At 72.5% G+C, this 20646-nt stretch carries 18 protein-coding genes; 5 read left to right on the forward strand and 13 right to left on the reverse strand.

Features of this window, described 5'->3' with window-relative positions; genetic code table 11:
- Positions 1-71: 71 nt before the first annotated feature.
- From OG199_RS19455 to OG199_RS19470, 4 genes are all read right to left on the reverse strand, one after another.
- Positions 72-569 carry a GNAT family N-acetyltransferase gene (locus OG199_RS19455; protein ID WP_356806713.1) on the reverse strand — a complete coding sequence of 166 codons (498 nt, stop codon included), beginning with the start codon at positions 567-569 and terminating at the stop codon, positions 72-74.
- Positions 570-733: 164 nt separating this feature from the next.
- Positions 734-1543, reverse strand: coding sequence for a pyrroline-5-carboxylate reductase (gene proC, locus OG199_RS19460; RefSeq protein WP_405830494.1), 810 nt, complete (start codon positions 1541-1543; stop codon positions 734-736).
- Between the two features lie 99 nt (positions 1544-1642).
- The gene (locus tag OG199_RS19465) at positions 1643-2443 is read right to left on the reverse strand and encodes an ABC transporter permease (RefSeq protein WP_405830496.1); all 801 of its coding nucleotides are present in this window, start codon (positions 2441-2443) and stop codon (positions 1643-1645) included.
- Positions 2440-3303, reverse strand: coding sequence for an ABC transporter ATP-binding protein (locus OG199_RS19470; protein ID WP_356806718.1), 864 nt, complete (start codon positions 3301-3303; stop codon positions 2440-2442). The genes OG199_RS19465 and OG199_RS19470 overlap by 4 nt, the downstream gene beginning before the upstream one ends.
- Positions 3304-3602: 299 nt before the next feature.
- Between OG199_RS19470 and OG199_RS19475 the strand changes: the two genes are divergently transcribed.
- On the forward strand, positions 3603-5024 hold the full coding sequence (locus OG199_RS19475) for a SulP family inorganic anion transporter (protein ID WP_401803826.1): 1422 nt from the start codon (positions 3603-3605) through the stop codon (positions 5022-5024).
- On the opposite strand, the gene OG199_RS19480 is transcribed toward OG199_RS19475, so the two are convergent.
- The 4 genes from OG199_RS19480 to OG199_RS19495 form a co-directional block, all read right to left on the reverse strand.
- On the reverse strand, positions 4988-5998 hold the full coding sequence (locus OG199_RS19480; protein WP_405830498.1) for a class I SAM-dependent methyltransferase: 1011 nt from the start codon (positions 5996-5998) through the stop codon (positions 4988-4990). The two genes, OG199_RS19475 and OG199_RS19480, sit on opposite strands and share 37 nt — an antisense overlap.
- 98 nt (positions 5999-6096) lie before the next feature.
- Complete coding sequence (locus OG199_RS19485; protein ID WP_356806723.1) at positions 6097-6600, reverse strand: EamA/RhaT family transporter; 504 nt, start codon at positions 6598-6600, stop codon at positions 6097-6099.
- A 64-nt stretch (positions 6601-6664) separates the two neighbouring features.
- Entirely contained in the window at positions 6665-7012 is a 348-nt protein-coding gene (locus OG199_RS19490) for a hypothetical protein (protein ID WP_405830500.1), read from the reverse strand.
- 65 nt (positions 7013-7077) lie between these two features.
- Positions 7078-7398, reverse strand: coding sequence for a peptidase (locus OG199_RS19495; protein WP_356806724.1), 321 nt, complete (start codon positions 7396-7398; stop codon positions 7078-7080).
- 134 nt (positions 7399-7532) lie between these two features.
- Between OG199_RS19495 and OG199_RS19500 the strand changes: the two genes are divergently transcribed.
- Positions 7533-9797, forward strand: a complete 2265-nt coding sequence (locus OG199_RS19500) for a protein kinase domain-containing protein (RefSeq protein ID WP_405830502.1) — start codon at positions 7533-7535, stop codon at positions 9795-9797.
- A 133-nt stretch (positions 9798-9930) separates the two neighbouring features.
- Here the strand turns inward: OG199_RS19500 and ilvD are convergent, their stop codons facing one another.
- The 4 genes from ilvD to OG199_RS19520 form a co-directional block, all read right to left on the reverse strand.
- Complete coding sequence (gene ilvD / locus OG199_RS19505) at positions 9931-11784, reverse strand: dihydroxy-acid dehydratase (RefSeq protein ID WP_356806728.1); 1854 nt, start codon at positions 11782-11784, stop codon at positions 9931-9933.
- A 466-nt stretch (positions 11785-12250) separates the two neighbouring features.
- Positions 12251-12865, reverse strand: a complete 615-nt coding sequence (locus tag OG199_RS19510; protein WP_356803805.1) for a TetR family transcriptional regulator — start codon at positions 12863-12865, stop codon at positions 12251-12253.
- Positions 12862-13686 carry a sugar phosphate isomerase/epimerase family protein gene (locus OG199_RS19515; RefSeq protein WP_401803839.1) on the reverse strand — a complete coding sequence of 275 codons (825 nt, stop codon included), beginning with the start codon at positions 13684-13686 and terminating at the stop codon, positions 12862-12864. The genes OG199_RS19510 and OG199_RS19515 overlap by 4 nt, the downstream gene beginning before the upstream one ends.
- A gap of 314 nt (positions 13687-14000) precedes the next feature.
- Positions 14001-14933 carry a Ppx/GppA family phosphatase gene (locus OG199_RS19520; RefSeq protein WP_405830505.1) on the reverse strand — a complete coding sequence of 311 codons (933 nt, stop codon included), beginning with the start codon at positions 14931-14933 and terminating at the stop codon, positions 14001-14003.
- 71 nt (positions 14934-15004) lie between these two features.
- On the opposite strand from OG199_RS19520, the gene OG199_RS19525 reads away from it, so the two are divergent.
- Positions 15005-15865 (forward strand): hypothetical protein, encoded by an 861-nt coding sequence (locus tag OG199_RS19525; RefSeq protein WP_405830507.1) that lies wholly within the window; start codon positions 15005-15007, stop codon positions 15863-15865.
- Positions 15866-15868: 3 nt separating this feature from the next.
- Here the strand turns inward: OG199_RS19525 and OG199_RS19530 are convergent, their stop codons facing one another.
- The gene (locus tag OG199_RS19530; protein WP_356803799.1) at positions 15869-17617 is read right to left on the reverse strand and encodes a BACON domain-containing protein; all 1749 of its coding nucleotides are present in this window, start codon (positions 17615-17617) and stop codon (positions 15869-15871) included.
- A 273-nt stretch (positions 17618-17890) separates the two neighbouring features.
- Between OG199_RS19530 and radA the strand changes: the two genes are divergently transcribed.
- Both radA and disA read left to right on the forward strand, forming a co-directional pair.
- Complete coding sequence (radA, locus tag OG199_RS19535) at positions 17891-19300, forward strand: DNA repair protein RadA (RefSeq protein ID WP_356803797.1); 1410 nt, start codon at positions 17891-17893, stop codon at positions 19298-19300.
- Positions 19301-19368: 68 nt separating this feature from the next.
- Positions 19369-20493 (forward strand): DNA integrity scanning diadenylate cyclase DisA, encoded by a 1125-nt coding sequence (gene disA / locus OG199_RS19540; protein ID WP_266700665.1) that lies wholly within the window; start codon positions 19369-19371, stop codon positions 20491-20493.
- Positions 20494-20646: the final 153 nt, after the last annotated feature.

Below are 20646 nucleotides of genomic sequence, written 5' to 3' on the forward strand. Positions count from 1 at the left end.
CGCTGTTCCGCCGGTGCCCGACCCACCCAAAGACCCCGCCGCGCAACGGCGCGGGGATTTCAGCGGAGGTCTCAGACGATGGCCAGGCTCTTCGCCATGACCCGCTCCCTGCCGACGCCGTCGGACAGCAGATCGCCGGGCTCACCCGTGTCCGTGAAGCCGTGCCGTTCGTAGAGCGCGAACGCCCTGCGGTTGTCCGGCATCACGGACAGCCGGAGCGTCCTGGCACCGCGCTCCGCCCCCCACCGTTCGACCGCCTGGATCAGGTAGTCACCCACGCCCCGGCCCCGAGCCGTGGGGCCGACCCACAGCGAGATCAATTCCACGTTCTCCGGGTCCTCGCCCGGCACTCCGCTGACCATGCCCGCCGGAAGCCCGTCGAGGAGCGCGACGAGATCCCGCGCGCCGGGAATCGACAGACGGGCACGCCAGCGTTCCTCCCGATCGCCGGAGCCCTGCCACTCGGCCAGCGTCGATCCGAAGGCGTGGGGCGCCTCGGCGAGCGCCGTCAGTCGCAGCTCCCGCCAGAGGGGCCAGTCGTCCGATTCCAGAGCGCGCAGTTCAAGCATGATCCAGACCTTGCCCGGCCGCCGGAAGCGACGGCAAGTCGATATCCACCAGGTGAACAAGGCCGATCGCCCCCGCGGCCGGCCGAACCCGGCGGGCAGCGGTGACACGTACACCCGCAGGCGGCAGGGCCACGAGACCCCGGTGAACCGGTCCGGTCACCGCACTAGCTGTTGCCGGAGGCCAGCTCGCGGCTGCGGTCGCGGGCGGCCTCCAGTGCGGCGATGAGGGCCGCGCGCACGCCGTGGTTCTCCAGTTCACGGATCGCGTTGATCGTGGTGCCCGCGGGGGACGTCACGTTCTCGCGGAGCCGCACGGGGTGCTCCCCGCTGTCGCGGAGCATCACGGCGGCGCCGATCGCGGACTGGACGATCAGGTCGTGGGCCTTGTCGCGGGGCAGACCGAGCAGGATGCCCGCGTCCGTCATGGCCTCGACCAGGTAGAAGAAGTACGCCGGGCCCGAGCCGGAGAGGGCGGTGCAGGCGTCCTGCTGGGACTCGGGAACACGGAGCGTCTTGCCGACGGCGCCGAAGATCTCCTCGGTGTGGGCGAGGTGCTCCTCGGTGGCGTGGCTGCCGGCGGAGATGACGGACATGGCCTCGTCGACGAGCGCGGGGGTGTTCGTCATGACCCGCACCACCGGGGTGCCCGCGGTCAGACGCTCCTCGAAGAACGAGGTGGGGATGCCGGCCGCGCCACTGATGATCAGACGGTCGGCGGGGAGGTGCGGGGCGAGCTCGTCGAGGAGGGTGCCCATGTCCTGCGGCTTGACCGTGAGGATCAGGATGTCGGCGTTCTTGGCGGCCTCGGCGTTGGTGACGGCCGTGACACCGTGGCGCTCCTGGAGTTCCCTGGCGCGCTCGGGGCGGCGGGCCGTCACGAGGAGGTCGGCGGGGTCCCAGCCGGATCGGATCACTCCGCTCAGCAGGGCTTCGCCGATCTTTCCGGTGCCGAGGACTGCGACTTTCTGGCTCATGGTGCGGGTGCCCTCCAGGGGTGCGTCGTCCTGGGGTCATCCTCGCACCCGGGCGGTCGGGCCGGGTGGTCCGTCCGTTGAGCGGACGGCCACGGCGCGTCACCGCGTGCGGCGCCTGAGGGTGGCGGCGCCGAGGAACAGGACCAGGAGGGCGCAGCCCGCCACGATCAGCGCGTCACGGAGGAACGTGGCCGTCATGTCGGTGTGTTTGAGGACTTCGTTCATTCCGTCCACGGCATAGGACATGGGGAGCACGTCGGAGACCGCTTCCAGAGCGGGGTGCATGCTCGAACGGGGCGCGAAGAGGCCGCACAGGAGGAGCTGGGGGAAGATCACCGCCGGCATGAACTGGACCGCCTGGAATTCGGAGGCCGCGAAGGCCGAGACGAAGAGGCCGAGGGCCGTTCCGAGGAGCGCGTCGAGCAGGGCGACGAGCAGGAGGAGCCACGCGGAACCCGTGACGTCGAGGCCCAGGAACCAGACCGCGAGGCCGGTGGCGAGGGCCGACTGGACGACGGCCAGGGCGCCGAACGCGAGGGCGTAGCCGGCGATCAGGTCGCCCTTGCCGAGCGGCATGGCGAGGAGGCGTTCCAGCGTGCCCGAGGTGCGTTCGCGCAGGGTGGCGATGGAGGTGACGAGGAACATCGTGATCAGCGGGAAGATCCCGAGGAGCGAGGCGCCGATGGAGTCGAAGGTGCGCGGGCTCCCGTCGAAGACATAGCGGAGCAGGACGAGCATCAGACACGGGATGAGGATCAACAGCGCGATGGTGCGCGGGTCGTGGCGGAGCTGACGCAGCACGCGCGTCGCGGTGGCCGTCGTACGGGAGAGGTTGACGGCGGCCGCCCTCGTGCTCGTGCTCGTGCCGGGGACGGTGCTGATGCTGGTGCTGGTGGTCATCGGACGGTCTCCTTGCGGGGCCGGTCGGCGGTCGCGTTCGCCTCGTCGACGAGGTGGAGGAAGGCGGCCTCGACGGTCTCGGTGCCGGTGCGCTCGCGCAGGGCGTCGGGGGTGTCGTCGGCGAGGATCTCGCCCTCGCGCATCAGCAGGAGGCGGTGGCAGCGCTCGGCCTCGTCCATGACGTGGGAGGAGACGAGCAGAGTGGCGCCCCGGTCGGCGGCGATGGCGTGGAAGAGGGTCCACAGGTCGCGGCGCAGGACCGGGTCGAGGCCGACGGTGGGTTCGTCGAGGACCAGGAGTTCCGGGGTGCCGAGGAGGGCGACCGCGAGGGAGACGCGGTTGCGCTGGCCGCCGGAGAGGTTGCCCGCGAGGGAGTCGGCGTGGGAGGTGAGGTCGACGTCGGAGATGGCCCGGTCGACGTGGTCGTGGCGGCGGTCGGCGGCCGCGCGTCCCGGGTCGAGGACCGCGGCGAAGTAGTCGAGGTTCTGGCGGACGGTCAGGTCGTCGTAGACGGACGGGGCCTGGGTGACGTATCCGATGCGGGAGCGCAGGGCGGCGTCGCCCGCCGGACGGCCGAGGACCTCGAGGGTGCCGGTCGCCTTCGCCTGGGTGCCGACGGTGGACCGCATGAGGGTGGACTTGCCGCAGCCGGAGGGGCCGAGCAGTCCGGTGATCTGGCCGCGCGGTACGGCGAAGTCGAGGCCACGCAGGACGGTACGGGAGCCTCGGACGACGGTGAGGCCCTCGGCGCGCACGGCGGGCCGGCGGGATGCGGGAGAGCCGGAAGCGGCGGAGAGGACGGGAGAGACAGAGAGGTCCGGAGGGTCGGCCGGGGACGGTGTGCGCCTCGAAATATTCATCACGCGATGAATATTGCTCCCACGGGACACGACCGTCAAGCCCGGTCGCGTTCGGCGGCGCAGGCGCGCGGCGGCGCGATCGGAACGGACCGCTCCGGTGTGCGGTGCGGGTGGTGCGCTTCCACGTTCACGTGGCGGTCACACGGAAGGGCTGCGCGATCAACTCCCGTTACCGACAATGGATTTCAGTGCGCGGTCATATGCCCACCGGCCGCTGGACCGCGCCCGTACGTCCGCCGCGCCCTCCCCCGGCTCGGCAGCCCACGCATCCGCCGCTCTCGACCGGAGGTGCTGTTGTGATGCGCAAAGCCGATCTGTTGGCGTCCCTCGTCGTCTTTCTCGTGGCGCTGCCCCTGTGCGTGGGGGTCGCCATGGCCTCCGGTGTGCCGGCCGAACTGGGGCTGGTGACCGGGATCGTCGGCGGGCTGGTCGCCGGGGTGCTGCCCGGCAGCAGTCTCCAGGTCAGCGGGCCGGCGGCCGGGCTGACCGTGCTGGTGTACGAGGCGGTGCGGACGTACGGGCCGCAGGCGCTCGGTGTGCTGGTGCTCGGCGCCGGGCTGGTGCAGCTCGCGCTCGGGGTGCTGCGGCTCGGGCGCTGGTTCCGGGCCGTGTCCGTGGCCGTGGTGCAGGGCATGCTCGCCGGGATCGGGCTCGTGCTGATCGCGGGCCAGGTGTACGCGATGGGAGATGCCCCCGCGCCCGCGAGCGGCCTCGGCAAGATCGCCGGGCTGGTCTCGCTGCCCGGCGCCGCCGACCCGGTGGCCCTCGCGGTCGGGGGCGCCACCGTGGCCGTACTCCTGCTGTGGCCGCGGTGGCGGCGCGGGGCGCGGATGGTGCCCGCGCCGCTGCTGGCGGTGGCGCTCGCGTCGGCGGCGACCGGCCTGTTCGAACTGTCCGTCCGGCGGGTGACGGTGAGCGGGCTGCTGGACTCCGTGCAGCCGCCGTCCCTGGCGGAGCTCGGGCGGCTCACGGAAGTGGGCGTGCTCGGGACGGTGCTGGCGTTCGCGCTGATCGCGTCGGCCGAGTCGCTGTTCAGCGCGGCGGCGGTGGACCGGCTGCACCGGGGCCCGCGGACCGACTACGACCGCGAACTCATCGCGCAGGGCGCGGGGAACGCCGTGTGCGGGGCACTCGGGGCGCTGCCGATGACCGCCGTGATCGTGCGAAGTGCGGCGAACGTGCAGGCGGGGGCGCGGACGAAGGCCTCGCGGGTGCTGCACGGCCTGTGGCTGCTGGTCTTCACGGCGGTGGTGCCCGGAGTCCTCGGGGTCATTCCGGTTGCGGCGCTGGCGGGACTGCTCGTGCACGCGGGCTGCAAGCTGGTGCCGGTGCGGGAGGCGCGGGTGCTGTGGCGCGGGCACCGGGGTGAGGTCGTGGTGCTGGGCGTGACGGCGGTGGCCATCGTGGCCGGGAACCTGTTCGAGGGGGTGCTGGTCGGACTGGCGCTCGCCGTGGCCAAGACGGCGTGGGACATCAGCCATGTGCACGTGGAGACCGAGGACCGGGGGGCCGCGGGGATGGTCGTACGGGTGGTGGGGAACGCGACGTTCCTGCGGCTGCCGAAGCTGCTGGACGCCCTGGAGGCGCTGCCGGACGACCGTGACGTACGGCTGGAGCTGGGCGGGCTGCGGCATGTGGATCACGCGTGTGCGGCGGCCCTGGAACGGTGGACCGCCGCGCGGGATCACGAACGGGTCGCCACGATCACCAGCACGTCGTAGACCTCCTCGACCTGCCCGTCGGGGAACGCCTCCAGCAGGTGGGCCCGCTCCTCGGCGAGGAAGGCCTCGGTGCCCTCCTCGCCGAGCACCAGGAAGATCGAGTGGCTGGTGATGTTGGCGAGGTGGGTGTCGACGGGGACGTGACGGCTCCAGCGCACGACGCGGTGGGCGTGGTCCGGGATGTGGGCAGCGCCCTCGAAGGCGCGCTCGGTACGGGTGCCGGCCACGCCCTCCTTGCTGCCGGTGCCTCGCTTGCTGGCCTGCTCGTCGCCGAAGTACCGCTCGATACGGCGTGTCTGGGCGGCGATCCAGGGGACGTCGAGGGCGTCCGTGTTCCACCAGAGCGCGAGGGCGCCGCCGGGACGCAGCACACGGAATGCCTCCGGCAGGGAGCGGGCCGGGTCGGTCCAGTGCCAGGACTGGGCGTACGTCAGGAAGTCGGCGCGGGCGTCGAGGAGAGGGAGGGCGTTGCCGTCGCCCCGGACGATCGGAATGCCGGGGACGGTGCGGCGGAATTCCGCGGTCATGCCCTCGCCGGGTTCCACGGCCAGGACGTGCGCGCCCCTCGCCCGTAGCAGCGCGCTGGCGATGCCGGTGCCGGCGCCCACGTCGACGACCTGTGCGCCGGTGAGGGAGCGGCCGGCGAGCTCTTCGATCGCGTCGAAGAGCGCCGGAGGATAGGAGGGGCGGTTCGCCGCGTACTGGGCCGCGGCGGTGTTGAAGGAGTGGGCGCGGGTGGCGCGGGTCCTGTTCCGGGCGTCGGCGTCGGCGTCGGCGTCGGCCGGAGCTTCGGGTCCGGTGCCGGTCCCCGGGTCGGCCGGGGTCTTCGCCTCGGGTCCGGTGTCGGCGTCGGCGTCGGCGTCGGCGTCGGCGTCGGCGTCGGCCGGAGCTTCGGGTCCGGTGCCGGACCCCGGGTCGGCCGGGGTCTTCGCCTCGGGTCCGGTGTCGGCGTCGGAGTGGGAGGAGGGGGTCATACGTTCATGGTGGCTGGTGTCGCTGTGGGGGCACAGGGGTTTTCGTCCCGGCCGGCCCGGTCCCGAACCCGGGCTTCCGCTGCCGGACGGGGATGCCGTCAGGACCCGGCGGCCCGGCGCTTCCTCGACGGATTGCGGGTGCGGCCGGCGGAACGGCGCTCGTACCGCGCGCGGGCCGTGTCGTACTCCTCGCGGTGCAGCTTCTCGCCCGGGGCCTCGGTGAGGGAACGGACGGAGTACGCGAGGAGGGTGCCGACGAAACCGATGGCCAGCAGGCCCCGGAGGGAGGCCTGGCGGTCGGGGTCGGGGCGCTTGGAGAACGCGTCCCAGGTGTGACGGAAGGCGAGCGCGCTGCACACCGCGAACATCACCACGACCAGGATCGTCACCGGCCTGCCGACGTCCGCGATCGTCAGGCCCTGGTAGGCGAAGCGCAGGACGAAGCAGGCGGCCACCGCGGCGGCGAAGGAGCCGACGGCCACGCCGGCGCGGCGGCCGGTGTAGCCGCCGTCGTGCTCCACCCAGGACGTCCCGAAGAAGCGGAGGGGCTCGGGCTGGGGTCCCACGGGGGTACCGGTACCGGTTTCGGTCGTATCGCTCACACGCCGATTATCGCTCCGGTCACCGCGGGACCCGGCTTCGCCCGAACCCCTGGCGTCGTTCAGCTCAGGCGCAGCGCGGCGCGACGTAGCCGTCGCTGCCCGTCTTCACGTAGGCGTCGGCCACGTACTCGCCGTTGCCGACGTTGTCCCAGATCTTCGACGTTCCGTAGTACCCGCTGACCGTCTCACCGGGGGTCTGGCAGAAGATCACGACCCTTGAGCCCGTCGGCAGGACCTTGACGATGGAGTAGCCCGTGCCGGGGCCGCTGCGGACGTTCACGCTGGCGCCCGGCGCGATCGGGTAGGTCGGCGGCCCGTCCGCGGACGCGGCCACGGGCGACCCCATCACCATCAGGAGAGCGCCGGCTGCGGCGCCTGCGAACGCGGCGGATCTGCGTCCCTCGAATTTCATCCCTCTGTCCTGTCACTAGGGGTGCGGGTGACCCCACGCCGGTCATCGCCGGCGTGGGGGCGAGTTCAGGCGCAGCGCCCCGCGACGTAGCCGTCGCTGCCCGTCTTCACGTAGGCGTCGGAGACGAACTGGCCGTTGGCGATGTTGTCCCAGATGTTCGTCGTCCCGTAGTAGCCGCTGATGGACTCGCCCGGGCACTGGCAGTAGATCGGTACCGACGAGCCCGCCGACAGCGTGCGGACGACGGAGTAGTGCGTGCCCGGGCCACTGCGGACGTTCACGCTGTAGCCCGGAGCGATCGGATATGTCTGGGTCGCCGCCGCGTGCAAGGACTCCGTGTCCGCCGTGTCCGCCGCGCCGGTGATCTCTATGTCTTCCGTGGCCATCCTGGCCTCCCCCGCTGAATGATTCACGCCATGTTGGTGCCGAGCGCCGAGGCTAGCAAGCCGCCGATGTTTCGCACGAAGGATCGACTAGGCTCTGCGCGTCGCGCATGCGGACATACCCACGGGGGTGAGTGATGCCGCCACAGCGCAGCGCCGGAACCGAACCGGAAGCGGAACATCCGATGTACGCCGGGCAGTACCTGCTGGAGTCACAGCTCGGCTCCGGCGGCATGGGCGTCGTACATCTGGCGCGGTCCGCCTCCGGGTTGCGGCTCGCCGTCAAGGTCGTACACGCGGAGTACTCCCAAGACCCCGAGTTCCGGGGGCGGTTCAAGCAGGAGGTGGCTGCGGCCCGACGGGTCAGCGGCGCCTTCACCGCGCCCGTGGTGGACGCGGATCCCGAGGCCGAACACCCGTGGATGGCGACGCTCTTCATCCCCGGTCCCACCCTCGCCGAACACGTGAAGCGGAATGGCGCGCTGGGTCCCGCCCCGCTGCGTCATCTGATGGCCGGCCTCGCCGAGGGGCTGCGCGACATCCACCGGGCCGGTGTCGTGCACCGCGATCTCAAACCGAGCAACGTGCTGTTGGCCGACAACGGCCCCAAAGTGATCGACTTCGGCATCTCGCGGCCTTCCGACAGTGAACTGCACACCGAGACGGGCAAATTGATCGGCACCCCGCCGTTCATGGCTCCGGAGCAGTTCCGCAGTCCGCGCGAGGTCGGACCGGCCGCCGACGTCTTCGCACTCGGCTCGCTGATCGTGCACGCGGCCACCGGGAGCGGTCCCTTCACCTCCGACAGTCCCTATCTCGTCGCCTATCAAGTCGTCCATGACGAGCCGGACTTGACGGGGGTTCCGGAAGAGCTGGCCGATCTGGTGTCACGCTGCCTCGCCAAGGAACCCGAGGACCGGCCCACACCGGACGAGCTGATGACGGCGCTGAAGTCGGTGTCGGCCTCGTACGACACCCAGGCGTTCATTCCCGGCCAGCGCGGTGCGAGCGGGCCGGGGGCGAGGGCCGCGCAGCAAGGCGGTCCCCTGCCCGCGCAGGCCGCTTCCCCGGCGCCCGCGCGGGCGGCCCGTCCGCTGGTGCCGGCACCGGAGCCCGGTCCTGATCCCGATCCCACGCATCGCCGGGGTGGCGCGCTGCCGGGCGATGGCGCGAATCGGGGGGACGGCCGTTCCGGACCGGGGTCCGGGAAGGTGTCGGGGCGACGTTGGCGGCTCCCTCTCGCCGCCGCCGCGAGCGTGTTCGCCGCCGTGGTCATCGGCGTCCTCGCCCTGCACGGCGGCTCGGACGTCCGGGTCCCGAAGGAGCACACGGGCGGGCTGCCGTCGGGGGGCTCCTTCCACCCGTGGGACCTGTATCTGGGAGCCCCCGACATCAAGGCCGCCGGTCTGCCGCAGTGCACCTACGCGCCGCACGAGTTGTACTGCGTGCGTCCGGGCGTCCTGGCCGCCTCGGTCGACCCGGCCGACGGGCGGGTGCTGTGGTCGCGCGGTGACGCGCACCGCGGGAACCACCGCTCGACGGCGCCACCGGTGCTGTCGGGCGGACTGCTGCAGGTCCTCAGTGGGGACGGCCTGCACTTGCAGGCGCTGGATCCCGCCACGGGCGCGACCCGGTGGAGCCATGACCTCGCGCGCTACAGGGGCCATATCACCCATGTCGGCGGTGTCGTCCTGCTCACCGGACCCGACGGCGAGGTCACCGCTCTGGACGCCGCGACCGGCGAGGAGAAATGGCGGCACGCCGTCCCCGGGCAGTCGGAGCCGAGCTTCGTCACGTTCGGAGACGGCGTCGCCTACACGGTGACGAAGGCCGGGACCGGCTCGCGCGTGGACGCGGTCGATCCGCAGACCGGCTCCACCCGCTGGCACCGACGCCTGGACGGACAGCTGACCGTGGTGGGCGCCCACGACGGCACGGTCTGGTTCACCTCGATCGACAGTGTCCAGTCCACGGACGCCGTCGTGCGCTACGACGTCTCGGCCGGTTCGGTGCGCCACGTCGCGCTGCCGCTCCCGCTGTCGTCGTCACAGGCCGTCGTACAGGGCGACACCGTGTATCTGCTGGCCGGCGGCGGCACGCTGGTCGCTGTCGACACCCGGGCCTCGGCCCAGCTCTGGCGCGCGGAGACCTCGGTGACCATGGCCTCGGCTCCGGTGGTGGCCGGCCGGCGGCTCTATCTCACCGCGGTGGACGGGCGGCTGCTCTCCGTCGACGCCGCGCGGGGCACGCTGCTCGGGCAGACCAGGGCACGGCTCGGTGACGGCCGGGGCTCGCTGATCGGCGTGATTCCGGCGCCGGTCGTGGCCGGCGGGAAGGTCTACTCCTCCGCTCCGGACGGATCGCTCTTCGCCGTCGACGGGAGCCGTCCCTCCACCTGGTGAATGACCATTCCGCCCGCTGTACCGCGAAGCGGCCTGGTGAGCGGGCAACCCGAGGTCGGGTCGAGTGGGGCGGGAGGCACAGCGCGAAGGGGCCGCCCCGGCAGGAGCGGCCCCTGGGGTGTGCGCTGGTGGGTCAGCCCAGTTTCGAGACGTCGCGGACCGCGCCCTTGTCCGCGCTCGTCGCCATCGCGGCGTAGGCGCGGAGGGCGGCCGAGACCTTGCGGTCGCGGTTCGCGGGGGCGTACACGCCGTTCAGGGCGGAGCGGCGGGCGGCCAGCTCCTCGTCCCCGACCAGGAGCTCGATCGAGCGGTTGGGGATGTCGATGTGGATGCGGTCGCCGTCCCGGACCAGGGCGATGGTGCCGCCGGAGGCCGCCTCGGGGGAGGCGTGGCCGATCGACAGGCCCGAGGTGCCGCCGGAGAAACGGCCGTCGGTGATCAGGGCGCAGGTCTTGCCGAGGCCGCGGCCCTTGAGGAAGGAGGTCGGGTAGAGCATCTCCTGCATACCCGGTCCGCCCTTGGGACCCTCGTAGCGGATGACGACGACGTCGCCGTGGGTGATCTCCTTGCGGAGGATCTTGTCGACGGCCTCTTCCTGGGACTCGCAGACCACCGCGGGGCCCTCGAAGGTCCAGATGGACTCGTCGACCCCCGCCGTCTTCACGACGCAGCCGTCCACCGCCAGGTTGCCCTTGAGGACCGCGAGGCCGCCGTCCTTGGAGTACGCGTGCTCGGCGGAGCGGATGCAGCCGTTCTCCGCGTCCTCGTCGAGGGCCTCCCAGCGCTCGGACTGGGAGAAGGCCTCGGCGGAGCGGACGCAGCCGGGGGCCGCGTGCCACAGTTCGACCGCCTCGGGGGACGGGGAGCCCGCGCGCACGTCCCACGTCTTCAGCCAGTCCGAGAGGGACGGGCTGTGCACGGAGTGGACGTCCTCGTTGAGCAGGCCGGCCCGGTGCAGCTCGCCGAGCAGGGCCGGGATGCCGCCCGCGCGGTGCACGTCCTCCATGTAGTACGTGCGGTCCTTGGCGACGTTCGGGGCGACCTTGGCGAGACAGGGCACGTGGCGCGAGACGTCGTTGATCTCGTCCAGGCCGAAGGGGACGCCCGCCTCCTGGGCGGCGGCCAGCAGGTGCAGGATCGTGTTGGTGGAGCCGCCCATGGCGATGTCGAGGGCCATGGCGTTCTCGAACGCCGCGTGCGTGGCGATGTTGCGCGGCAGGACCGACTCGTCGTCCTCGTCGTAGTAGCGACGCGTGATGTCGACCACCGTGCGGGCCGCGTCCTGGTACAGCCCCTTGCGGGCCGTGTGGGTGGCCAGCACCGAGCCGTTGCCGGGGAGGGAGAGGCCGATGGCCTCGGTCAGGCAGTTCATCGAGTTGGCGGTGAACATGCCGGAACAGGAGCCGCAGGTCGGACAGGCGTTCTCCTCGATACGGAGGATGTCCTCGTCCGAGATCTTGTCGTTCACCGCGTCGGAGATCGCGTCGACCAGGTCGAGCGTGCGCACCGTGCCGTCGACCAGGGTGGCGCGGCCGGACTCCATCGGGCCGCCGGAGACGAAGACCGTCGGGATGTTCAGGCGCAGGGCCGCCATCAGCATGCCGGGCGTGATCTTGTCGCAGTTCGAGATGCAGATCAGGGCGTCGGCGCAGTGGGCTTCCACCATGTACTCGACCGAGTCCGCGATCAGGTCGCGGGAGGGCAGGGAGTACAGCATGCCGCCGTGACCCATCGCGATGCCGTCGTCGACCGCGATGGTGTTGAACTCGCGGGCGATGCCCCCGGCGGCCGTGATGGCCTCGCTGACGATCCGGCCGACCGGCTGCAGGTGGGTGTGGCCCGGCACGAACTCCGTGAAGGAGTTGGCGACCGCGATGATCGGCTTCCGTCCGATGTCCGCGCCCGGTACACCGGAGGCACGCATAAGGGCGCGTGCGCCCGCCATGTTGCGGCCGTGGGTGACTGTGCGGGACCTCAGTTCGGGCATCGTCGCTCGCTCCTTCGGAGAGTTATGACTGCATCGAGCCTACGCCGCCCCGCCAGGATTCGGACGCGGCGTCCGGAATGCGGGATGCCTGTCTCGGTGCGCGGGTACGGGGCGGCGCGCCGCGCCGTGGAGGACGACGCTCGCGCGGCCGGTGCCTCCCTTGGTGCGCGGGCGCGGGGGCGGGGACCGGGGCGCCGCGCCCGCGCGGGGCGGAGGATGCCCTCGCGGGCCGGGGACCCGGATGCCCGTGGCCGCCGAGGCACTGGATGCCCCTGGACGCCGGGCACCGCACCTGGACGCCGGGCACCGCTCCTGGACTCCGGGCGCCGGGCACCACTCCTGCACGCCGGGCGCCGGATCCCGTGGACGTCCGGGCGCCGGAAGCCGTGGAATCCGGGCGCCGGACACCGAGAGCCCCCGGGGCACGGGCCACTCGTGGGTGCGCCGGACCGGAGCGCTCACCTGCTCACGGAAGGGTGAGATGGCCCTGAACCACCGGGGCCACCCGCGCGACGATCGGCTCCAGGTCCGCCGAGGCCAGCGGCTCGACCCTGATCACGTAACGGAGCATCGCCACCCCCACCAGCTGGGCGGCGGCCAGCTCGGCGCGCAGTTCGGCGTCGGGGAGGTCGACCTGCCGGGCGATACGGCGCAGCAGCTGCGCGGCGATGAGCCGGCGGAAGACGGCGGCGGCGGTCTCGTTGTTCACGGCGGAACGGACGATCGCCAGGAGGGGCGCGCGGGTGGCCGGGTTCTCCCAGACGCCGAAGATGAAGCGGGTGAGGCGTTCCCCGATGCCGTCGAGGGGGCCGTCCTCGACCGCCGTGGGGGCCGCCAGAGCGGGGGCGAAGGCGACCTCGACGGCCGCCTCGAAGACCTGCTCCTTGGTGCCGAAGTAGTGGTGGACCAGGGCGGAGTCGACCCCGGCCGCCTTCGCGATGCCCCGGACCGACGTCTTCTCGTAGCCCCGCTCCGAGAACTCCTCGCGGGCCGCGTCGAGGATGCGGTCGCGGGTGGCGGGGGCCGCCTCCGTCTGCGTACGGGAGGGGCGCCCCCGGCGGCGGGGGGCTGCGTCCGTCACCGGCGGGGCACCTTGACGGCGGAGGCGAGGTGCAGGCGGGTGAAGGCGAGGGCCTCGGCGAGGTCCGCCTCGCGTTCGGCGCTGGACATCGCGCGGCGGGTGTTGACCTCGATGACGACGTGGCCGTCGAAGCCGCCGAGCGCGAGGCGCTCCAGCAGCTCGGCGCAGGGCTGGGTGCCGCGGCCCGGGACCAGGTGCTCGTCCTTGTTGGAACCGTTGCCGTCGGCGAGGTGGACGTGGCCCAGGCGGTCGCCCATGCGGTCGATCATGTTCATGGCGTCCGTGCGGGCGGTCGCGGTGTGGCTGAGATCGATCGTGTAGTGGCGGTAGTCGTCCTTCGTGACGTCCCAGTCGGGGGCGTACGCGAGCATCTCGCGGTCGCGATAGCGCCAGGGGTACATGTTTTCGACGGCGAAGCGCACGTCCGTCTCGTTCGCCATGCGCCAGATGCCGGAGACGAAGTCGCGCACGTACTGGCGCTGCCAGCGGAACGGGGGGTGCACGACGACGGTGCTCGCGCCGAGCTTCTCGGCCGCCGCCTGGGCGCGCTGGAGTTTGGTCCAGGGGTCGGTGGACCAGACGCGCTGGGTGATGAGCAGGCAGGGGGCGTGGACGGCGAGGATCGGGATCCGGTGGTGGTCGGAGAGCCGGCGCAGAGCGTCGATGTCCTGGCTGACGGGGTCGGTCCACACCATGACCTCGACACCGTCGTACCCGAGGCGCGCCGCGATCTCGAAGGCCGTCGCCGTCGACTCCGGATACACGGACGCCGTGGACAGCGCGACCTTCGCATCCGGGATGCGCACCACTGGTTCTGCCACGAAGGACAGAGTACGGGGAGTGGCCTGGGCGCGGGGAGGCGGTGACGCACGGACCCCCACGAACCGGCCGCGCCGGCTTCAGGGGGCTCCTCCCCCGGCCCCGTCAAGGGCTTCTTCCTCGGACCTCGTGCAGGGGGGTGCCCGCGGGCCTCGCCGAGGGGCTCCGCCCCCTGACCCCCGGTCGCGCGAAGGGATCGTCCTCAAACGCCGGACGGGCTGACACACAGGACGCCGGACGTCGGCCTTTGAGGGCGCCCGATCATCGCGGGCCCGCGTCTCCAGGCCGCCCGACGGCCACGGTGACAGCTACACGGCTACACGGACTCCATCTGGTCCAGACGCCGCAGGATGACACCTTCCCGAAGAGCCCAGGGACAGATCTCCAGGGTCTCCACCCCGAAGAGATCCATCGCCCCCTCGGCGACCATCGCCCCCGCGAGCAACTGTCCCGCCCGCCCCGGCGAGACCCCGGGAAGTTCCTTCCGCTCGCCCACGGTCATCGAGGCGAGCCTCGGCACCCAGTCCTGCAGCGAGCGCCGCTTCAGCTCACGCTGCACGTACAGCCCGTCCGTGGAGCGCGCCGCCCCGGCCAGCCGGGCGAGCTGCTTGAAGGTCTTGGAGGTGGCGACGACATGGTCGGGGGCACCGAAGCGGCTGAACTCCCCCACCGTACGGGCGATCTGCGCCCGGACATGACGCCGCAGCGCCTTGATGTCGGCCGGATCCGCGGGATCGGTCGGCAGCCAGCCCGCGGTCAGCCGCCCCGCGCCCAGCGGCAACGACACCGCCGCGTCCGGCTCCTCGTCCAGGCCGTACGCGATCTCCAGCGATCCCCCGCCGATGTCGAGGACCAGCAGCTTCCCCGCCGACCAGCCGAACCAGCGACGGGCGGCCAGGAACGTCAGCCGGGCCTCCTCCGCACCGGTCAGCACCTGGAGCTCGACACCGGTCTCGGTCTGCACCCGGGCCAGCACGTCGTCCGCGTTGCTGGCCTCGCGCACGGCGGAGGTGGCGAACGGCAGCATCGCCTCGACACCCTTGTCCTCGGCGGCCTCCAGCGCGTCCCGGACCGTCTCGATGAGTTTGTCGACACCGTCGGAACCGATCGCCCCGCTCTCGTCGAGCAGTTGGGCGAGCCGCAATTCGGCCTTGTGCGAGTGCGCGGGCAGCGGGCGCGCGCCGGGGTGTGCATCCACCACCAGCAGATGCACCGTGTTCGAACCCACGTCGAGGACACCGAGTCTCATGTACGGAACGCTACTGCGGCCGGGCCCGCCCGCCGTCCCCGGAGCGGCCTCCGGCGACTTACCCTGGACGCGTGCCAAAGACGAAAAAGGCGAAGCCTGACAATTCGACCAAGGGTTCTTCGCAGGCGAAGGCCACCAAGTCCAAGAAGTCCCCGAAGGCGGCGCCGGTGAAGGCCTCGCCGTCCGACGAGAAGGGACTCGACTTCGCGCGGGCATGGGTGGAGTTTCCCGATCCCGCCGACGACGAGCAGGTCTTCCGGTGCGATCTGACATGGCTGACCTCTCGCTGGAACTGCATCTTCGGCAGCGGCTGCCAGGGCATCCAGGCCGGTCGCGCCGACGACGGCTGCTGCACGCTGGGGGCCCACTTCTCGGACGAGGACGACGAGAAGCGGGTGGCCGGGCACGTGGCGAGGCTCACGCCTGACCTCTGGCAGCACCATGACGTCGGCCTGGAGTCGGGCTGGGTGTCGCAGGACGAGGACGGCGAGCGCCAGACGCGCCCGTACCAGGGTTCGTGCATCTTCCAGAACCGGCCCGGTTTCGCCGGCGGCGCGGGCTGCTCGCTGCACATCCTGGCGGTCAAGGAGGGCCGCGAGCCGCTGGAGACCAAGCCGGACGTGTGCTGGCAGCTGCCGGTGCGCCGGACGTACGAGTGGATCGACCGGCCCGACGACACCCGGGTGCTCCAGGTCTCGATCGGCGAGTACGACCGCCGGGGCTGGGGTCCGGGCGGCCACGACCTGCACTGGTGGTGCACGTCGGCGACCTCGGCGCACGGAGCGGGCGACCCGGTGTACGTCTCGTACCGCCCGGAGCTCGTGGAACTGATGGGCAAGGCCGGCTACGACCGGCTGGTCGAACTCTGCGAGCAGCGGCTGGCCTCGCAGCTGCCGCTGGTCGCGCCGCATCCCGCCGACCCGGTCGTCTGACCGTCAGGACGGGACCGGGTCGCCGGTGCCCTCGGGCGGCGGGGTCGAGCCGTCCGGGTTCGACGGGGTCGGGCCCGTGGGCGTGGGCGTCGGCGACGGGCCGGAAGGCGTCGGCGACGGGTCGGGACCGGACGAGGGCGTCGCCGAGCCGGGGCCGGACGGGGTGGGGCTACCGGGCGGCACCGGGCCGGGGCCGGACCCTGCGGGGGCGGACGGGCCCGCGTTCCCGTACCCGCCGATCGTGACCACGGCGCCCGCGGGTGCGATCGCCACGCGCGCGCGCCAGGCGCCCACCGGCTGGCGGAGCTGATCGACGTACACCTTGATCGTCACCCTCTCCCCGGGAGCGATCGTGCCCGACGACCGGCTGAGGTAGAGCCAGGGCGCTCCGGAACGCGCGGACCAGTGGACCGGCGAACTCCCGGACGCGGTCAGCGTGATGAAGGTCGTGTCGCCACTGCCCGTGGCCTGGACGGAGAGCTGTCCGGCGGCGCTGCCCGCGCCCGCGGCGCTGGTGACCTCCACGGACACGTCGGGCGTGCTGTCGCCCTTGGCGAAGCGGCTGCCGGGTCTGGTGCTGGCGTTGCCCGCGTTCTCGTAGCCGCCCGCGTTCTCGCCGCCGATGCCGTCGTGGCCGTGCGCCTCGCTCGCGGTGGCCGGGCGGCCGTCGGCGCCCTCTCCGGTGAGGGGCGCGCCGCGGTAGGCCGCCCAGAGGGCGAGCACGGGCGCGGCGACGACGGTGGCGACGACGGTCGTGGTGACGGCGCGCGCCCGCAGCCGGTCCCGGCGGGCGGCCCGGTCCTTGGGGTCCATCGGGAAACCGCGCCGGTCGAAGCGCGGCGCGCCGCCCCGCGTCCGCGGGACGTGCGCGAGCGCGATGTGCAGGGCGGCGCGCGGGGCCTGCAGGACGGGGAGCGCGGCGGGCGTGACGGTGCCGGGCCAGGTGCCGGGCGCGGCGCGTTCGGCGGTGCGGCGGCAGCGCGGGCAGTCGTCGACGTGCCGGACGAGTTCGCGGCGCAGGCCGGCACTCAGGACCAGCTGGCTGTCGCCGGTGAGGAGGGCGACGCTCGGGCAGCTGCCGGTCTCGACGACGGCGAGGGCGGCGCGGGTGCGTTCGACCTCACAGGCCGCGGAGGCGAGCAGCTCGCGCGCCTTGGTGGCGTCCATGCCGAGGACGGCGGCGACCTCGTGGGCGGCGAGCTGGTGGCGGACGGCGAGTTCGAGCGCCTCCCGCTGCTCGGGGGTGGTGCCGGCGGCCTCCGGCCAGGCCAGCAGGGCGAGTTCGCGCTGTCGCTGGGCCCGGGCCTCTTCGGAGAGGGGGGCGGCGAGCGCCTCGGCCGCGCGCCGGTCGGCGGCCTCCTTGTCGCCCTTGGGGGTCGTACGGCGGCCGGAGGCGTGCGTCGCCTGGTGTCTGCGCCGGGCCTCGGTGAGCTTGCGCAGGCAGGACCAGCGGGCGAGCGCGTACAGCCAGGCCCGGCGATCGTCCGGGGACTCCGGGCAGCGCTGGCCCCGGCGGTCGGCGAGCGCCAGGACGTCACCGAGCGCGGCGGTGGCCGCGTCGTGGTCGCACAGCACGGACAGGCAGTAGGTGAACAGGCCGTCCAGATACGGCTCGTAGCGCGCGGGAGGGTGCTGAGCCGTCGTGCGGGCTGCGCCACGGGGCACCACCCGCTTGCGCGCTGCGCCGTGCGCCCGGTGTGCGCCGGTGGTGTGCGTGGTGTGTGTCGAGGTCTCCGGACTGCTGCTCATCACCCGTGCGACCGTAGGTGCCCGACGGCGACCCCTTCTTCCCCCTTGAGCATATTTAATCCGTACGGGTGAAACGATCCCTCATAAGGGGACACGACACTCCGATTCCGTGGCCTGGGCCTCCACGGGCGGCGACGGACGGGGGGCGCGCGACGGGTTCCGGTCGGCGTAAGCCCCCGGCGCGACACGGGAGGACGGAGGGAGCGGGCCGGTGGCGGGCTCGCGGCGGGCATGACAGCCGGCCGCGCTGTCGGTGGCCTCGGCTACGGTTCGGTCATGGCTGCCCGTACGAAAACCGCGAAGGACCGTCCGTCCTACCGCTGCACCGAGTGCGGCTGGCAGACGGCCAAGTGGCTCGGCCGCTGCCCCGAGTGCCAGGCGTGGGGGACGGTCGAGGAGTACGGCGCACCCGCGGTGCGGACCACGACGCCCGGCCGGGTCACCACCTCCGCGGTCCCCATCGGCCAGGTCGACGGCCGCCAGGCCACCGCGCGCAGCACCGGCGTGCCCGAGCTGGACCGCGTCCTGGGCGGCGGCCTGGTGCCCGGCGCGGTCGTCCTGCTCGCGGGCGAGCCCGGCGTCGGGAAGTCCACCCTGCTCCTGGACGTGGCGGCGAAGGCGGCGAGCGACGAGCACCGCACGCTGTATGTGACGGGTGAGGAGTCGGCGAGCCAGGTCCGGCTGCGGGCCGACCGCATCAAGGCCATCGACGACCACCTCTATCTGGCCGCGGAGACCGACCTCGCGGCCGTCCTCGGCCACCTGGACGCGGTGAAGCCGTCGCTCCTCATCCTCGACTCGGTCCAGACCGTCGCCTCCCCGGAGATCGACGGCGCCCCGGGCGGTATGGCCCAGGTCCGTGAGGTCGCCGGGGCACTCATCCGCGCCTCCAAGGAGCGCGGCATGTCAACCCTCCTCGTGGGCCATGTCACCAAGGACGGCGCGATCGCGGGCCCCCGCCTGCTCGAACACCTCGTGGACGTCGTCCTGAGCTTCGAGGGCGACCGGCACGCCCGCCTCAGGCTGGTCCGAGGCGTCAAGAACCGTTACGGGACGACGGACGAGGTCGGCTGCTTCGAGCTGCACGACGAGGGCATCACGGGCCTGACGGACCCCTCCGGCCTCTTCCTCACCCGCCGTGCCGAGCCGGTCCCGGGCACCTGCCTGACCGTGACCCTGGAAGGCCGCCGGCCCTTGGTGGCCGAGGTGCAGGCGCTCACGGTGGACTCGCAGATCCCGTCCCCCCGCCGGACGACCTCCGGTCTGGAGACCTCCCGCGTCTCCATGATGCTGGCCGTCCTGGAGCAGCGGGGCCGGATCAGCGCCCTCGGAAAGCGTGACATCTACTCGGCGACGGTCGGCGGCGTGAAGCTCTCCGAGCCGGCCGCGGACCTCGCGATCGCCCTCGCGCTCGCGTCCGCGGCGAGTGACACTCCTCTCCCCAAGAACCTCGTCGCGATCGGTGAAGTGGGCCTCGCCGGGGAGGTCAGACGGGTCACGGGGGTGCAGCGAAGGCTGGCCGAAGCCCACCGACTGGGCTTCACCCACGCCCTCGTTCCGAGCGATCCGGGCAGGACGCCGGCTGGTATGAAGGTCCTGGAAGTCGCCGACATGGGCGAGGCGCTGCGGGTCCTTCCGCGCTCGCGTCGTCGAGAGGCCCCACGGGAGGACGAAGAGCGCCGGTAGACTTTGCCGTGGTCTCGCCCGTCCGTACGAACCCAGGGCGACCGGAAACCCGCGACCGGAGGAGTGCAGTGGCAGCCAACGACCGGGCAGCAGCTCCCGGAAAGTCCGGTGGGAGCTCCGGTGCCGATGGCCTGATGCGCGCCTCTTTGAGCGCCGTGGCACCCGGCACGGCCCTGCGCGACGGGCTCGAACGAATTCTCCGCGGCAACACCGGCGGACTCATCGTGCTCGGCTGGGACAAGACCGTCGAGTCGATGTGCACCGGCGGCTTCGTGCTGGACGTGGAGTTCACCGCGACCCGGCTGCGCGAGCTGTGCAAGCTCGACGGCGGCATCGTGATCGACAAGGACCTCACCAAGATCCTCCGGGCGGGCGTGCAGCTGGTCCCGGACCCGACGATCCCCACCGAGGAGACGGGTACGCGGCACCGCACCGCGGACCGGGTGAGCAAGCAGGTCGGCTTCCCCGTCGTCTCCGTCTCCCAGTCGATGCGGCTGATCGCCCTGTACGTCGACGGTCAGCGCCGCGTCCTGGAGGACTCCGCCGCGATCCTCTCGCGTGCCAACCAGGCTCTCGCGACGCTGGAGCGCTACAAGCTCCGGCTCGACGAGGTCGCGGGCACGCTCTCCGCGCTGGAGATCGAGGACCTGGTCACCGTCCGGGACGTGTCGGCGGTGGCGCAGCGTCTGGAGATGGTGCGCCGCATCGCGACCGAGATCGCCGAGTACGTGGTGGAGTTGGGCACGGACGGACGTCTGCTCGCCCTCCAGCTCGACGAGTTGATCGCTGGCGTGGAGCCCGAGCGTGAGCTGGTGGTCCGCGACTACGTGCCCGAGCCGACCGCGAAGCGCTCCCGCACGGTCGACGAGGCACTCTCCGAGCTGAACGCCCTCGCCCACGCCGAGCTCCTCGAACTGCCCACCGTGGCACGGGCGTTGGGTTACACCGGCTCGCCCGAGGCGCTCGACTCCGCGGTCTCGCCGCGCGGTTTCCGGCTTCTCGCGAAGGTCCCGCGTCTGCCCGGCGCGATCATCGACCGTCTCGTCGAGCACTTCGGTGGTCTGCAGAAGCTTCTCGCGGCCAGCGTCGACGATCTCCAGGCGGTCGACGGGGTGGGCGAGGCGCGGGCGCGCAGCGTGCGCGAAGGGCTTTCGCGGCTGGCGGAGTCGTCGATCCTGGAACGGTACGTCTGACGGGCGACCGGGGTGTGGGCGCCGGCCTGGATACGGGCGGTCCGCCCGCCGGGTGGCCTGCCTGTCCCTGGGGTGACCCGAGAATCCGGGTCACCCAGGGCTCCTGACCGCCCCCGGGACCGGATCACCCCCCCGCCCGGATCACCCCCGCGC

The organism is Streptomyces sp. NBC_01176 (assembly GCF_045039825.1).
Lineage (GTDB): Bacteria > Actinomycetota > Actinomycetes > Streptomycetales > Streptomycetaceae > Streptomyces.

Bases quoted from the DNA above. Each gene is read 5' to 3' on its own strand.
- OG199_RS19490 (WP_405830500.1), bottom strand. From the start codon at position 7,012: ATGAAATTCGAGGGACGCAGATCCGCCGCGTTCGCAGGCGCCGCAGCC.
- OG199_RS19455 (WP_356806713.1), bottom strand. From the start codon at position 569: ATGCTTGAACTGCGCGCTCTGGAATCGGACGACTGGCCCCTCTGGCGG.
- OG199_RS19465 (WP_405830496.1), bottom strand. From the start codon at position 2,443: ATGACCACCAGCACCAGCATCAGCACCGTCCCCGGCACGAGCACGAGC.
- OG199_RS19480 (WP_405830498.1), bottom strand. From the start codon at position 5,998: ATGACCCCCTCCTCCCACTCCGACGCCGACACCGGACCCGAGGCGAAG.
- OG199_RS19500 (WP_405830502.1), top strand. From the start codon at position 7,533: ATGCCGCCACAGCGCAGCGCCGGAACCGAACCGGAAGCGGAACATCCG.
- OG199_RS19475 (WP_401803826.1), top strand. From the start codon at position 3,603: ATGCGCAAAGCCGATCTGTTGGCGTCCCTCGTCGTCTTTCTCGTGGCG.
- proC (WP_405830494.1), bottom strand. From the start codon at position 1,543: ATGAGCCAGAAAGTCGCAGTCCTCGGCACCGGAAAGATCGGCGAAGCC.
- radA (WP_356803797.1), top strand. From the start codon at position 17,891: ATGGCTGCCCGTACGAAAACCGCGAAGGACCGTCCGTCCTACCGCTGC.
- ilvD (WP_356806728.1), bottom strand. From the start codon at position 11,784: ATGCCCGAACTGAGGTCCCGCACAGTCACCCACGGCCGCAACATGGCG.
- OG199_RS19495 (WP_356806724.1), bottom strand. From the start codon at position 7,398: ATGGCCACGGAAGACATAGAGATCACCGGCGCGGCGGACACGGCGGAC.
- OG199_RS19470 (WP_356806718.1), bottom strand. From the start codon at position 3,303: ATGAATATTTCGAGGCGCACACCGTCCCCGGCCGACCCTCCGGACCTC.
- OG199_RS19520 (WP_405830505.1), bottom strand. From the start codon at position 14,933: ATGAGACTCGGTGTCCTCGACGTGGGTTCGAACACGGTGCATCTGCTG.